The 14,585-nt window shown below is 42.5% G+C and carries 11 protein-coding genes and 1 pseudogene; 6 read left to right on the forward strand and 6 right to left on the reverse strand.

The window, feature by feature from the left end; translation table 11 throughout:
• Nucleotides 1–224: 224 nt before the first annotated feature.
• On the reverse strand, nucleotides 225–1,901 hold the full coding sequence (locus tag E2K74_RS13070) for an ABC transporter ATP-binding protein (RefSeq protein WP_151208093.1): 1,677 nt from the start codon (nucleotides 1,899–1,901) through the stop codon (nucleotides 225–227).
• A 415-nt stretch (nucleotides 1,902–2,316) separates the two neighbouring features.
• Here E2K74_RS13070 and dnaX point away from each other — a divergent pair, with 415 nt between their 5' ends.
• Entirely contained in the window at nucleotides 2,317–4,416 is a 2,100-nt protein-coding gene (gene dnaX, locus E2K74_RS13075) for a DNA polymerase III subunit gamma/tau (RefSeq protein ID WP_151208095.1), read from the forward strand.
• A gap of 8 nt (nucleotides 4,417–4,424) precedes the next feature.
• Here the strand turns inward: dnaX and E2K74_RS13080 are convergent, their stop codons facing one another.
• Together E2K74_RS13080 and E2K74_RS13085 are read right to left on the reverse strand one after the other, a co-directional pair.
• The gene (locus E2K74_RS13080) at nucleotides 4,425–4,859 is read right to left on the reverse strand and encodes an acyl-CoA thioesterase (protein ID WP_151208097.1); all 435 of its coding nucleotides are present in this window, start codon (nucleotides 4,857–4,859) and stop codon (nucleotides 4,425–4,427) included.
• 59 nt (nucleotides 4,860–4,918) lie between these two features.
• Entirely contained in the window at nucleotides 4,919–6,076 is a 1,158-nt protein-coding gene (locus E2K74_RS13085) for an iron-containing alcohol dehydrogenase (protein ID WP_151208099.1), read from the reverse strand.
• Nucleotides 6,077–6,193: 117 nt separating this feature from the next.
• Here E2K74_RS13085 and E2K74_RS13090 point away from each other — a divergent pair, with 117 nt between their 5' ends.
• The 4 genes from E2K74_RS13090 to E2K74_RS13105 are packed head-to-tail and all read left to right on the forward strand — an operon-like array spanning nucleotide 6,194 to nucleotide 9,935.
• A complete protein-coding gene (locus tag E2K74_RS13090; protein ID WP_151208101.1) occupies nucleotides 6,194–6,703 on the forward strand; it encodes a low molecular weight protein-tyrosine-phosphatase in 510 nt (169 codons plus the stop codon).
• A gap of 3 nt (nucleotides 6,704–6,706) precedes the next feature.
• Complete coding sequence (gene murB, locus E2K74_RS13095; RefSeq protein ID WP_151208103.1) at nucleotides 6,707–7,741, forward strand: UDP-N-acetylmuramate dehydrogenase; 1,035 nt, start codon at nucleotides 6,707–6,709, stop codon at nucleotides 7,739–7,741.
• An 8-nt stretch (nucleotides 7,742–7,749) separates the two neighbouring features.
• A complete protein-coding gene (locus E2K74_RS13100; RefSeq protein ID WP_151208104.1) occupies nucleotides 7,750–8,889 on the forward strand; it encodes a YdcF family protein in 1,140 nt (379 codons plus the stop codon).
• Nucleotides 8,889–9,935: an alpha/beta hydrolase gene (locus E2K74_RS13105; protein ID WP_151204416.1), complete on the forward strand. Its 1,047-nt coding sequence runs from the start codon at nucleotides 8,889–8,891 to the stop codon at nucleotides 9,933–9,935. The genes E2K74_RS13100 and E2K74_RS13105 overlap by 1 nt, the downstream gene beginning before the upstream one ends.
• 72 nt (nucleotides 9,936–10,007) lie before the next feature.
• Here E2K74_RS13105 and E2K74_RS13110 read toward each other — a convergent pair whose 3' ends face one another.
• The 3 genes and pseudogenes from E2K74_RS13110 to E2K74_RS13115 all read right to left on the reverse strand — a co-directional run bounded on the left by E2K74_RS13110 (nucleotide 10,008) and on the right by E2K74_RS13115 (nucleotide 13,359).
• A complete protein-coding gene (locus E2K74_RS13110) occupies nucleotides 10,008–11,678 on the reverse strand; it encodes an FMN-binding glutamate synthase family protein (RefSeq protein WP_151208105.1) in 1,671 nt (556 codons plus the stop codon).
• Between the two features lie 318 nt (nucleotides 11,679–11,996).
• A pseudogene (locus tag E2K74_RS14915) lies at nucleotides 11,997–12,206 on the reverse strand (IS481 family transposase); the annotation flags it as partial.
• Between the two features lie 142 nt (nucleotides 12,207–12,348).
• Nucleotides 12,349–13,359 (reverse strand): helix-turn-helix transcriptional regulator, encoded by a 1,011-nt coding sequence (locus E2K74_RS13115; RefSeq protein WP_151204414.1) that lies wholly within the window; start codon nucleotides 13,357–13,359, stop codon nucleotides 12,349–12,351.
• A gap of 658 nt (nucleotides 13,360–14,017) precedes the next feature.
• Between E2K74_RS13115 and E2K74_RS15150 the strand changes: the two genes are divergently transcribed.
• On the forward strand, nucleotides 14,018–14,152 hold the full coding sequence (locus tag E2K74_RS15150) for a circularly permuted type 2 ATP-grasp protein (protein WP_151208119.1): 135 nt from the start codon (nucleotides 14,018–14,020) through the stop codon (nucleotides 14,150–14,152).
• Nucleotides 14,153–14,585: the final 433 nt, after the last annotated feature.

The following is a 14,585-nucleotide window of genomic DNA, read 5'->3' on the forward strand; positions in this document are numbered from 1 at the left end:
ATCTTGAATTTTCTGCCAGATATCATCGGTAAGAAGAGTGCGTGCCATTGAAAATGTAGAAATAAAAATAACTCAAAGGAGGATTTTAAGTATTTAAAACCAATTCTTCAAATGAGGACACGCCCTAGCAATTACATAAAAGAAGCTTAAAAGATGTGCTGCTCTGATTTTATATCAGGGCTGCATAGTATGTTGATTTTAAATAAATTGATATTTAGCACAATCTATAGTTGTATGACTATATCTTCCTTATGAATAAGTTCAGGATTGTGAGTAATAGCTATGATCGTCACGCTATCTTTTAGGCTACGCATATGAGACATAATTTCATGCTCTGTTTCTATATCTAAATTTGAACTGGCCTCATCCAAGAGCAGAAATTCGGGATCAGCATATAGTGCTCTCGCTATAGAGATCCTTTGTTTTTCTCCGTCAGAAAGAGTCATGCCTCTTTCCCCAACTTTGGTATCGAAACCATCGGGCATCATGATAATGCGATCTAAAATTTGTGCTTTTTGAGCTGCCTGATAAATTTTATGGTCATCATAAGCGCGCCCTAAACAAATATTATTTTTAATCGAATCATTCAGTAACATTACTTCTTGTGGAACTACACCTACTTGGGAAAACCATGTATTACGGTCAATACTGTTTAAAGAAATATTGTGCATTACAATATCTCCTTGATCAGGTTGAATTTGTTTTAAAATCAACTTGAAAATAGTCGATTTACCTGCCCCACTATCACCTGTCAGAAAAGTGATTTTTCCACGTTTTGCAGTAAAGTTAATATTCTGAATTCCACGTCCATTTGAATAAGTGAAAGATACATCCTGAAATTTTAAGACACCAGAAAGATTTTTACTCTCTGGACAGTTTACTGTTAATTGTTTTGAGTTGTCTGCTAATTCTGGTTCGTTCCACATTCTGGCAAAAGGTTTGAATTCTATATAAGATTGATTAAATTCAAGTATACATCTCCCGATCATTTCAAAAGGTGTATTAAGTTGAAGCAGTAGGGTATTAAATAAAACCAGATCGCCCACACTCATACGACCTGCCTGAACATCAGGAATAAGGATATAAAAAGTAATAATAAACTGAATGCTAAGAGCCAAACCAAAAATAACAGCATAGTAAGTACGCTTTAAAGAATATGAGGTCAGGCTTTTCAATATTTGTTTAGAACCTTCCTGAAACCGATGCTCTATCCAGGCAGCTGCATTAAAAAATCTTAAGATATCCATCATAGACATGGCATTGCCCACCAACTGGGTGTTTTTTTGTCTTTCACTGGTTGCTACTTTTAAATATTCTTCTATGCGTTTACTTGAAAAATATGATAATCCAATAAAAAATGATCCGTATAAAAGAACAATAGTCACCACCTTAGGATCTAGCTTCAGGCCGAGAATAAAGCATGAAAAAACAATTTGTAAGACGCTTGGGATAAAGGAAATCAGACTTAATTGCATCACTTTATTCAAGGCAAATGCTCCCTGATTTTGCATTGCCTGAATTTCAGCAGGATTATGGTCAATAAAAAAGTGGGATTCTTTTAGAATGATTTTCTTAAAAAAGTTTGTAGAGCTAATATAATTCAAGGTTTCTGCAAGAATGACAGATAGGTAAATTACAGCTTCTTTAAAAATTAAAGACAGCCCAAGTAACACTGCATAAAAAAAGAAGCCTAAACCTATAGTCTCTACAGAATTACTTAAGGTAACTTTATCAATCATTGACGCAAAGGTGTAAGGAGCCAAAACTGCAAGTATTGTTGACAACAAAATAGAACAGCATAATAAAAAGATATAAATCTTTGATTGTTTAATAAATAATTTGCTGTTTTCAAATAATGTATGTTTAACGTTCTGTAGATCATTCTGAGGGGAAGTGTGCAAATTTCTCTCCACCTTTATCTCAAATAATTTTAGTTCACTTTATCAATTATTTCTTAAATTCCCTATCTCATTTAATATGGTGGCACTTGGATGAGCTTCTGTTGGTATTGATTTGATTTCAGATAAGTTTTTCATCAGCAAACTTTGTTGAGGAGAGCTGACGTTTATTAAGCTACTAAATTCTGCCTACTATAATAATCGAAGAGAGGGAAAAATTAAGTAAGCCTGATCATTAATTAAAACTCCGTAAAACTTATACTGTGCTCATTCAAATCCATAAAAATGAAAATAATACTTTTAAGATGAAAGAATTAAATCAAATTGATAGTATCTTCAGGGAAAGAGCCATAATTCATTAACTCATTCACTATTTTGTAAAAAGACAGTATGCTTAGGCCTGTAACAAGGAGCATACATGTATCAAGTACTTGCGCGAAAATATCGTCCTCGTAATTTTAATGAGTTGGTGGGTCAAAACCATGTTTCACGTGCCTTAACCAGTGCACTTGAGCGCGGCCGTTTGCATCATGCCTATTTATTTACAGGAACGCGTGGAGTGGGGAAAACCACCATTGCCCGTATTTTGGCGAAGTGCTTGAACTGTGAAACGGGTGTGACTGCAACACCGTGTGAAATTTGCCCGACCTGTACGGCGGTCAATGAAGGACGTTTTATTGATCTGATCGAGATTGATGCCGCATCCCGTACTAAAGTGGAAGATACCCGTGAGCTGTTGGATAACGTGCCTTATGCGCCAACCCAAGGACGCTTCAAGGTTTATCTGATTGACGAAGTGCATATGCTGTCTACGCATTCTTTTAATGCCTTGCTCAAGACTTTAGAAGAACCCCCAGAACACGTTAAATTCCTGTTTGCCACCACAGATCCCCAGAAGCTCCCGATTACGGTGATTTCCCGTTGTCTGCAATTTACCTTGCGTCCTTTGGCAATAGATGAAATTACCGAACATTTAGGCAATATTTTAAGCAAGGAAAGCATTCAGGCTGATCAGGATGCAATCTGGCAAATCGCGGAATCTGCCCAAGGGTCTTTACGTGATGCTTTGTCTTTAACTGATCAGGCGATTGCCTATGGTCAAGGAGCCATTCAGCATCAAGATGTCAAAGACATGCTGGGTCTGATTGACCGTACCATTATTTATGACCTGATTCTGGCAGTTCATCAGAATCAAAAAGCACGGGTTAGCGAACTCCTACTTCAGTTCCGTCAGCAGGCACTGGATGTATCCCTAGTTCTGGATCAGCTGATTTCGACCTTGCATGAACTGGCATTACTCCAGTATCTGCCAGATTTAAGCCTGAAATATAGTGCTGAAATCAATAAAAAAATCATGCAGCTATCTGCGCTGATTTCTCCACAGGACCTACAGCTTTACTATCAGATTGCCTGTAAAGGACGAGCCGATTTACAGCTGGCCGTCACTCAGGAGCAGGGCTTTGAAATGACAGTATTGCGTTTACTGGCTTTCCGTCCAATCCAGCCTCATGAAATTCCGGTCACTCAGGCTACGCCAGCTCCAGCAGAGGAGACGCCCTCGACCCGTTTGCAACCGCCCCTAAAAAACAGTCAGACGGAAGCTGTAGAGGCAGCCCCTGCCTTTGATGGGTTTTCATTAGAAGATACAGATAAGGCTGAAACGCTATCATCATCATCTGAACCATCTTCGGATGATTTTCTGGAAGATGAAGTAGCAGAGACTGAATCTGGTACTCCTGCATTCAGTCAAACTCCAGATGCAACCGTTCTGCCTGTCAGTGAGGTCGTTAGGGCCGATACTGAATCTGCCTCTATACTATTTGATCCGGAAAGTGGCGATGCGCTGTTTGGATTTGAAGACATTGTCGCGACAGAGACCGTTGAAGAAAGTACCGACAGTAGTGATGATTTTCTTTTGGCGGAATATTTGCCGGCTGAGGCAGCTTCCATTCATCATGAAAAGACCGGGCAAAACCTTGTACTTGAAGCAGCATGCGAAGAGGTGGTGGCCGAGCAGCAGCTGAATGAAACAGCTATTACATTAGAATCTCAGCCAAGGGCACAGCTTGCAAAAACTGAGCAGAATAATTCTGCAGATTTAATGCCTCAGGATATTCTAAAAACACCTGAACAGGTGCTGGAAGGTGAGTGGACGGTGGAGAAATGGGAATACTGGTTTAGAAATAGCCAGCTTTCTCCAGCGGTACAAGAGTTGGCACAATACGGTATTATGAGTGGCCAGATTAATGCAACATCGGTATTTCATCTGCCTGAACAATATCAGCAGTTGTTTAGCCAGTTGCAGCACATTCTGGAAGAAGCGCTGAAGGAGAAATGGCCACAGACTTTCTTTACGGTCAAATTTGAAGATGTCGAGCAACTTACGCCATATGTCATGCAACATGAACGTAAAGCACGAGCTTTTAAACGTGCTAAAGAGCTACTCTATGCCGAGCCGGCAGTGCGTGACCTGATTCGGCAGTTTGATGGCGAACTGCAAAATATTCAGCTGAAATAGAATATATCTTAATACGAAGTATATTCTGCTAAAGCATCCCGCATTTCTTTAGAAATCGGGATGCTTTTTCGTGTTTGACGGTCTACAAATACATGAATAAAACTGCCCTGAGCTGCTGCGCTGTCTGAACCTTGCTTAAAAATTGCCAGATCATAACATAGGGAAGATTGTCCTATTTTTTCAATTGCCACAGCCACCTCAATGATCTCGGGATAAGACAATTCTTGATTAAACTGACAGTTGGAGCTAACCACCAGTCCGATAAAAGCAGAAGATTTCGGGTCGAAACCTGTTTTTTGAATGAGCAGTGTATTCGCTGCCGTGTCAAAATAGCTGTAATAGGTGACATTATTGACATGTCCATACAAGTCATTATCGGCCCAGCGGGTCTGAATAGGCAGAAAAAAAGAATATTGCGCGCGCTGTTTAATAGTTAATTTCATAAAGTTTAAGATTCAAGCGATTAGGTCGGAAAATATGGTCTATTTTTTTTAGATAAAAACTAATAAATTGCCTGATAAATCTGGTAAGCATCCTCTACGCTCAGCTCTCGTGGATTGTTCTGCAACAGACGTCCTTGTTTCATGGCATCCTCTGCCATAACTATCAGCATATGCTCAGGAATATCCAGTTGTCTGAGTTTTAAAGTGAGTCCGCTGTTGGTTAAGTGATTATTAAAATGGTCAATAAACAGATCCGCCAGCCCATCATGACAGCCCTTGCTTTGTGGTTCCAGCCAAGTCATAAGCTCGGCATAGCGCTGTTTGGCAGCCGGTATATTGAATTTCAGAACTTCAGTCAGTACCAACGCATTACTATGCCCATGAGAAATATGGAAATGTCCACCTAAAGGGTAGGCCAGCGCATGTACCGCACCGACAGGTGCATTGGCAAAAGCCTGCCCGGCCAGCATTGAACCGACCAGCATATTCTGTCGTGCTTCCAGATTACTGCCATCTTTGAGTACCAGAGGCAGATTCTGGTTCAAAAGTGTCAGGGCATGCTTGGCCAGTATATCTGTATAAAAATTTTTCTTGAGCTTTGAGGTATAAGCTTCAATTGCATGCACCATGGCATCAATGCCGGTCGCTGCTGTGATATGTGCCGGCAGGCTCTGGGTAAAACTGGCATCTAAAATTGCCGTATCAGCATAGAGAATAGGGGCCACAATCCCACTTTTAGTGGTTTCTCCGGTTGTTACAATGGAAATAGGCGTGACTTCAGAGCCGGTCCCTGCCGTAGTAGGCACCAGAATAAGCGGCAGACGTGGGCCAGTGGCCTGATCAACCCCATACAGGTCGGACAGGCTTTGATGCTGCGTCGGGTGACTCAAGATCGCAATCAGTTTGGCGACATCCATGGAGCTGCCGCCACCAAAACCCAGCACCACATCAATATTTTCCTGCTTGGCAAAAGCGGCTGCCTCAAGAATTACTGTATCGGCCGGATCAGCCTGAACCTGAGCATAAATGGCATAGTCCAGTCCAGCATCTTCAACAATATCTAGAATAGGAAGATGGAGTTTCTGTTGAAACATGCCGGGATCAGTGACCAGCAACAGACGCTCATAACGGCCTTTTTTAAGAATCTGGGACAATTCCTGAATCGCGCCAAGTCCGGCAATAATATTGGGTACGGTTTGAAACTGAAAACGATCCATGGGCTTATCCTTTCTTTTTATGCTAAATACGAGATTATTCTAGGGGGGTGATATAGGATTCATGCAGTAAATAACTTAACATAAGAATCCAGAAATTGATTAACTTTGAGGTTGTTTATGTCATCCAGAACGCCATATAAGGTGTTATGTGTCTGTTTGGGAAATATTTGTCGCTCTCCCACGGCAGAAGTGGTACTCAGACATTATTGTGATGCAAGGAAACTCAACATTATGATCGATTCAGCTGGCACCAGTAATTATCATCCGGGCAAGGCACCCGATTTGCGCAGTCAGCAACATGCTTTAAAGCGTGGCTATGACTTATCTAGCTTACGGGCACGTCAGCTGACTATTCAGGACTTTCTTGAGCATGACCTGATTCTGGCTATGGATCTGGAAAACCTGTATAATATTCAAGACTTGCAAGCCAAGGCGGAAGCCCAATTCGGTGCTTTACGTGCCCGTATTGCCTTGATGAGCGAGCATGATCAGGACTATCCACAGCAGGCCTTACCCGATCCTTATTATGGAGGTGCTGATGGTTTTGAGCGTGTGCTGGATCAATGTGAATCCAGCAGCAAAGCTTGGGTCGAGATTTTTCAACAGCATCAAAGCAACCAGGTTTAAGTTATGCAGATTCAAACTGAAGTTCAGCTTAAACCCTTTAATACCCTGAATCTTGACGCGGTGGCTTCTTATTATACGGAAATTCAGTCGACGGATGATCTGACTGTTGCACTGGATTTTGCAGCACAGCAGCAGCTGAATAGTTTAATTCTGTCAGGCGGCAGTAATATGCTCTTGCCTGAACGCATCCATGCGCTGGTATTGCACATGAATATCCGCGGAATTGAACTGCTGTATGCAGATGAGCACCATCAATTTCTACAAGTTGGCGCAGGTGAAGTCTGGCATGATTTTGTGCTCTGGACCACTGCACAGCAGCTGTATGGGCTACAAAATCTGGCGCTGATTCCCGGACGTGTCGGTGCCTCTCCGGTACAGAATATTGGCGCTTATGGGGTTGAGGTCGGCGAGTTTATCGACTCGGTACAGGTATATGATCGCCAGACCAAGCAGTTTGGGTCAATTGCTGCGGCAGATTGCCAGTTTGCCTATCGGCATAGTATTTTCAAAGATGACCCGACTCGTTATGTCATTACGCACGTTACGTTTAAATTACTCAAACATGAAGATCTGAAACTGAATTATGGAGATCTGAAGGCTGCGGTAGGTGATCATCTCACTGCAGAAAATCTGCAACAGCAGGTGATAGCCATCCGCCAAAGCAAACTGCCTGATCCTAAAGACTATCCTAATGTGGGGAGTTTTTTTAAAAATCCGGTGGTGGATCAGACAGATTTTGACCAAATTGCAGCAAATTTCCCGCATTTACCCCATTATCCGCAGCCTAATGATCGGGTTAAAATAGCGGCAGGCTGGCTGATTGATCAGGCGGGCTGGAAAGGTAAACAGCTGGGGCCGGTAGGGATGTTTCATAAACAGGCACTGGTACTGGTGAATTATGGTCAGGCATCGCTGAAAGATGTGCAACATACATATCATGCGGTACAACAGGCAGTCTGGGCACAATTTAGGATCATGCTAGAACCGGAGCCGGTATTATTTGATATAAATGGCTTAATCCGTTCTCATCAAGGATGAATAATTAAATGAAAAACACCTTTTGGATGGTCCGTCTGGTACAGCTAATCACGGGATTATTTGTGCTGCTCGGCTGTTTGCTGGTGTTATTCTATTCGCCTTTTTATTCGCATCTGGTGGTTAAGGGACTCAATCAGTTTGTCTCTCTGGAAGTGAATGAAGTTGCGGCACAAAGCCAAAAAATGGCTGCTTTGAGTGAGCATGACACACTGGAGCCAGGCTCAGATTTATGGATTGCCCGTCAGGCTTATTTACAGGTAATCGAGCAGGATATTCAGCAAAATAACTCAGCTAACCTGGTGCTGATTCAGGCCCGTTATAAAGCGTTGCAACAGCTAATCGAAGACTACCAACGTCAACAGCAGGAAGAAAAAGCTGAGCAAACTCCTCCGCCGCAAGTGCCGTTATTGCCCACTCAGGCCGTCGCTGTGGAAATCAGTGACCCCACCGAAAATGTCCGCCAGTTACTGGAATGGGACAGCAATGAAAATAAAGAGCGTATAGAGCAGTATATCGAGTTTTTGACTACTCATTCTTTGGAGCAGGAAGAAGCCAGCGCAGCAGAACTGGTGGACGAGAAAGCCATCCAGCAGGAATTGGCATTGTTACAAGATCAGCAACAAAAGCCACTTAATAATGCCAAACCTTATGCAATTGTAGTGGTGGGTGGTGGTCTGACGCTGGACGAAAATGGCAAAGATATAGTGGTTAATAATTATACTCGACTGCGTTTGGAAACGACGCTAGAAGTTGAAAAACGCTTTCAGTTGCCGATTGTATTAAGTGGCGTTGAAGCACCTTATATGCAACGCTGGCTACAACAATATGATGTCGATGCCAAACTGCTTGAAGATCGCAGTATGAATACTTGTGAGAACAGTCGCTTTAGCTCGTTATTATTACAAAAAAAAGGTGGAGCACCGACAGTGATACTGATTACAGACCGTTATCATATGCCGCGTACCCGCCGTTTATTTGCATTAAACGGAATTCAGACCATTCCGGTAGAAGCACCAATGCCGACGTCATTAACCAGATGGCGTCCAAGTACACAAAACTATGATCATAGTCGCCGGGCCAATTATGAACTATTGGCCACCATACGCGATGTGTGGTTCGGATCCAGTGACTGTCGGGAGGTACCATAATGTCTGATATTCCATTTTTAAATCCTGCAATCCTGAAACAGCTTGACCTGCCTGTACCGAGCCGGGACATTACGCCGCAATTATTAGAATCGCTGAATTTAAACCGGCTAGACGAGCAGGTATCACCTGATTTGCAGTCCTATCGCAAGTTATATGGCTTTGATTCACTGGATTGTAAACACTGGCAGGGCTATATCGAAATGCCGCTGTTCAGGCTGCATGTTCAGGTCTTTGAGCCTCATCTGGAAAATACCCGTTTTGACAAGATTCAGGGCACGGCTTTTTTATTACATGGCTATTTGGAACATAGCGGAATTTATCAGCCGATTGTACGGGAACTGCTGGAACAGGGGTTTAGCGTACTGACTTATGACTTGCCGGGGCATGGGCTGAGCGATGGTTCACCGGCCAGCATTCAGAATTTTGACCATTATCAGCAGGTCTTGCATGCCGTATATCATTATGTCAAACATGCAACGCAATTACCGAAGCCCTGGGTTGGTATTGGACAAAGTACCGGTGGCGCGATCTGGATGCATCACTTATTGGAATTTGCAGAACGCCGTGAGAATCCTTTTGTGGATCGTGTGCTGCTACTCTCTCCACTGATTCGTCCAGCCAAGACAGCCTGGTGGCATAATCCGCTTGGACTGGGAATTATTAGTCGGATTAAGCGTGAAGTGCCGCGGCATTTTAGACGAAATAACCATAATCCGGAATTCCTGCGTTTTATTCGTTTAAAAGATCCTTTGCAGCCCCGTATGATGGGCATGGACTGGATTCTGGCCATGTCGCGCTGGATGCTGGAAATGGAAGAGCGTCCGGCTTGTCGTATTCCGGTCTGGCTAGCGCAGGGTGCGCAGGATCAGACGGTGGACTGGCGCTATAATATCGAGTTTATCCGGCGTAAGTTCCGTTTGCAGACCTTATTGATGCTGGAAGAAGGTTCGCATCAGCTGATTAATGAGCGTGCGGATATACGGGCAGCCTTAACAGGTCTTATTCCGGCTTTTCTGCATGCGCATGGCAGCAAAACCTATTATTAAGCAGCATCCAAAATCTAAAAGAGGCGTTGAATAACGCCTCTTTACTTGAGTAGGAATCTGAGACCTGTAAAATCAAAAGCGTTCCAGTTCAGCCATATTCCACATCCGGAAGTAAAAATTTTCCTCATCCTTGTTTTCACAAGACAGTAATTCGCCTTCTTTTAACCAGAAATGAATCTGCGCAAAATTCTTGATTTCATGATTGCTAATCCGCTGTGCCAGATGATGCGGCTTAATGGCTGAAGGATGTTCTAAACCTGCAGAGGCAATCAGTTCTGCCAGAGCATGCAGGGTGTTTTTATGAAAATTAAATGCCCGTTCAGCTTTGGTCGGGACATGCAAAGCCTTCTGGCGGTTGTGATCTTGAGTGGTTACACCGACTGGACATTGGTTGGTATGACAGCTTTGTGCCTGAATACAGCCTACGGCGAACATGAAGCCTCGCGCTGAATTGACCCAGTCAGCACCCATTGCCAGAGTACTGGCAATGTCAAAGGCACTAATAATTTTACCGCTGGCACCAATCTTGATTTTATCCCGGATACCTGCACCTACCAGCGTATTGTGTACAAAAAGCAAACCTTCGCGTAGAGGAGCGCCTACGTAGTCCACTAGCTCAATGGGGGCCGCACCAGTCCCGCCTTCAGAGCCATCTACCACAATAAAATCCGGGTAAATCTGGGTATGCAACATGGCTTTGACCATACTCATAAATTGCCAGGGTTGTCCCAGACAAAGCTTGAGGCCGACAGGCTTGCCTTTAGAAAGTTCACGTAATTGCTGAATGAAATGCATCATTTCAATAGGGGTGGAAAAGGCCGGGTGGTTGGAAGGGGAAATACAGTCATACTCACGACTGATGCCACGAATTTGGGCAATTTCTTCGGAAATCTTGCTCTTTGGCAGAATACCGCCATGGCCCGGCTTGGCACCTTGTGAGAGCTTGATTTCAATCATTTTTACCTGAGGCAGTTGAGCTTGGGCTGCAAAGCGTTCAGGATCAAACTGACCACTGAGCGTACGGCAGCCAAAATAGCCGCTACCGAGTTCCCAGACCAGATCCCCACCATGTTCCAGATGATAGGGACTAATGCTGCCCTCACCAGTATCATGATAAAAATCACCTTTTTTAGCACCCAGGTTAAGAGCGCGAACAGCATTGGCACTCAGGCTGCCGAAACTCATGGCCGAGATATTAAAAATAGAAGCAGAGTAGGGCTGACTACATTGTTCGTTCCCAATCAAGATACGGAAGGTTTGTGGATCTGCAATCTGGCATGGGGTCATAGAATGGGTCACAAACCTGTAATTATCTTCATACACATTCAGGATTGAGCCAAAAGGCTTGTCGGCATTTTCATTTTTAGCTCGCTGATAGACCAGACTGCGCTGCATACGTGAAAAAGGCAACGCATCACGGTCTGCTTCAATAAAATACTGACGAATTTCGGGACGGAATTCCTCAAAAATAAAGCGGAAATGTCCCATGATTGGGTAGTTTTTAAGAATGGAATGCTTGGTTTGCAGGACATCATATAACCCAAGTAAACTTAGTAGAATAGTCACAATCCATAAGGTATTCACGAGGGTTTGTGGCATAAAATAATTAATATAATGCGGCTCATAACCGATATGAAACGTGGTAAAAATCACGGCAATAATAATGCACGCAAACCAGATCGAGTGGCGTGAAAAAAAAGTATTCAATAGTTTGTGGCGTATTAATTGAGCGGGGTTAGCCATTGTGATTTTATTTCCCTGAGTCTACATAGGCTTTATCATGTACAAACCAAGGGCTGAGATACAAGCAGAGAATTGTTGTTTAATTTTATAGGCTTATTGTAATAGCCCTGAATTAAGGAAAAGCTGGATAGACAATAGCGAGAAATTTTGCAGAAATTATTCTAAGGGAAAAACTCTATAAAATTTATGTATTTTTGATATTACTCTCAAAGAATGAACTATGGTTATACATAGTACATGGCAATATTAAAGATGAAAATGACACCTCAAAAATCCCTTCATTTGAATGGTGCAGAACTGACCTATCTATAAGTCATGCTAGGTGTTTAGTCGCGGTATTTCATGCAGTGGAACAAATTCAAAACTTCAGGTTCATCTGTCCGTGGTTTGCAGAGGAGCTCGTAGGGACTCAGCTTCTTGGGTTGTTTTGAGTCTGCGGCCAAAGTTGTATACAGGCATAAACGCAGCAAGGTGCATGCATAATTGAGTATGATCGTCATACTGGAACCGTTTGACGGCAGCTTCTTCTCTTCCCTTGGGTTATTGATAAAGCAGACAAAGACAATAAATGGGTTTGCTGGCCGATTGATCAAATCCAGATAATCAAAAAATATAGTCCCCAATAGGGGGACTTTTTATACTATGGGATTTTTAAAGTTGAGTGGATATTCTATTGAGAATCCTGACTATCAAGCTGATAGACTGCATTCGCTACAGTGGTAGGCTCTATCTGTTTGATTTTTTTTCCAAAGCTGCGTAACCACCAGGTCAGTTGCGAAGTAAAGGGGACAGTCGCACTGATCAGGAACATGCCATTTTCCAGCTTTTCAATTTTTTGGTCTTTGCTGAGCTGGCTTTCTTCAAAATAGTGGGCATCTACCTCATCCATGGTCAGTTTCAGGGTGACATTTTCAGTTGGATGGTTGAAATCGACGCGAAAGCCCAGCGCCCCTGATTCAATATAATCATCAATATCAAAATTTACAGGATGCAAAGCACGGGAATTCAGCACAATTGCGGATTTAAAGCGGTGCAGGGCAAAGGTTTGAATATCGGACTTATCATGACGGGTACAGACCAGATAAATAATGGAACCTTTTTGTACCAAAGCCAGTGGATTCAGAATATAGGTTTTTTCCTCACTCTGAAGACCACGGCCCTGATAGACACATTCCAGTTGCTTGTCCTGTAATAAAGCTTCATAAATGGCTTGCTGGGCAACCTTATCGACAAAAGGCGGAATCAGCGGTTGGGTGGCCGGTACAATCCGGACCCGGTTGATCCATTGCCGGACATTATTTTGCGAAGAAAGACTACGTCGTGCCAGATCAAACCAGGGATTCATTTCATCAATCAGGCTAGGCGGTAGCAGATGCTTCAGGTGTTCTTCTACCATCATAAAGGTTACAGCCTGCGAACTGGTCATATGAGGCAAGCTTTGAATAGGAGCATCTGAACGCCAGCGCCAGCCCTGCGGTGTCGTTTTACTGCTTTCAATCGGAAAGCGCTGGGCAATCTGGTTTAGGTCACGCTGAATGGTCCGCAAGCTGATTTCAATGCCTTCACGGTTCAGGATTTCCTGTAATTCACGTGTTCCCATCCATTTACCGGTAGAAAGACGCGACAAGATTTGCCATTGGCGATAAAGACTATTCGAGGTTTCTTTTTCTTGTGCTGACATAATATATTTTACTGGCTATCAATAGGACAAGTGTAGATAAAGAGAGTAACACAATATGAAATCCGCATTTTTTTCGCAAGTCATTCTGCGCAACAAGAGCTTTATAATACAAAAAAAATGCTGGAAAATCGTATGGAGTTTATAGAGCCAAGATCAGGTGAATATTGGCTAAGTTAATCAAGCTCATGGCATGGAGATGGTTTTGATTGTATTAAACTAGAGGCTGAACAAGAGGTTTGTGGGCTTCAAACAAATCAAGCTACAAAAGCTCAGGTGAGAGACGAAATTAATTCAGACCCTGTAATTATCAAAGTAATTAAGCTCCGCCCTTCGCAACTTTTATACCAGCAGTTGCCTTTAAAAAGTTATCCATGAAATATAGCCAGATTCGCAGGATTAATATGATCTGTGATTCCACGGCCGAATGAGTCATGCTCGAAGATAATTTAAGAACATCTTTCGAAGTTGTCGAAATGATAAAATACCTGAAGATAAGTCAAAAATTAAAGCCTAAATTATTTGAACAGTTTCATGTTTTCAGCACGGAAATAATCAAAAACATTAACAAGAATTCTGATTGAAAGAGCCGATACTAACCGGTCTTTGGTGGTGATCTTGATATCGGTTACTTTAACAGCGCATATTATGAACTGTTTTTCTGGCAAGAGTAATAGATAGGCTCTTGGTAACATCGCGTAACCTTTTTGTGGTAAGCATGAAGGTTTATGTAAAAACCATAGGTGGCTATCATCTAGTTAATGTTATTTATAAATGTATCGATAGTGTATCTTGATTTTTTACTTTAAAGCAGAGAAGAACTGAGGTACTCCCAATTTAATAGTAATCTGTATAGCACCATATTGTAATTGCCCATGCATCAAGAGCAGGGGGCAGTAAATGATAAATCAACCTTCCCTATATCGATAACATAATCGGATTTTATTTTGGATGAGACAGTACTTGTCAAAATGTTCTGAGCTACCAAAGCCCTCAGGTAAAATATGTGAAATATATTTTGTCTTGTGGAGGTTAGTGGATCGTGAGAGCAGCTTAAGGTTTGGGTCACTGAATACTGGTCGGGCGACTGGCTTCTAAGCAGTCAATTGAAATATTTAAAATATTTGGAAAAAGAATCGTGGTTAGCTTGTATCTTTATATTGTGTAGCCTACTTTGAATTTGGTTCTAATTCAAATAATTCAATATCAATATTTTTAGAGCACCTTAC

Source organism: Acinetobacter sp. RF15B (assembly GCF_007558235.1).
GTDB lineage: Bacteria > Pseudomonadota > Gammaproteobacteria > Pseudomonadales > Moraxellaceae > Acinetobacter > Acinetobacter lwoffii_C.

Coding starts and splice junctions, on each gene's coding strand:
- E2K74_RS13115 (WP_151204414.1), bottom strand. CDS start 13,359: ATGTCAGCACAAGAAAAAGAAACCTCGAATAGTCTTTATCGCCAATGG.
- E2K74_RS13100 (WP_151208104.1), top strand. CDS start 7,750: ATGAAAAACACCTTTTGGATGGTCCGTCTGGTACAGCTAATCACGGGA.
- E2K74_RS13090 (WP_151208101.1), top strand. CDS start 6,194: ATGTCATCCAGAACGCCATATAAGGTGTTATGTGTCTGTTTGGGAAAT.
- E2K74_RS13085 (WP_151208099.1), bottom strand. CDS start 6,076: ATGGATCGTTTTCAGTTTCAAACCGTACCCAATATTATTGCCGGACTT.
- murB (WP_151208103.1), top strand. CDS start 6,707: ATGCAGATTCAAACTGAAGTTCAGCTTAAACCCTTTAATACCCTGAAT.
- E2K74_RS13080 (WP_151208097.1), bottom strand. CDS start 4,859: ATGAAATTAACTATTAAACAGCGCGCGCAATATTCTTTTTTTCTGCCT.
- dnaX (WP_151208095.1), top strand. CDS start 2,317: ATGTATCAAGTACTTGCGCGAAAATATCGTCCTCGTAATTTTAATGAG.
- E2K74_RS13110 (WP_151208105.1), bottom strand. CDS start 11,678: ATGGCTAACCCCGCTCAATTAATACGCCACAAACTATTGAATACTTTT.
- E2K74_RS13105 (WP_151204416.1), top strand. CDS start 8,889: ATGTCTGATATTCCATTTTTAAATCCTGCAATCCTGAAACAGCTTGAC.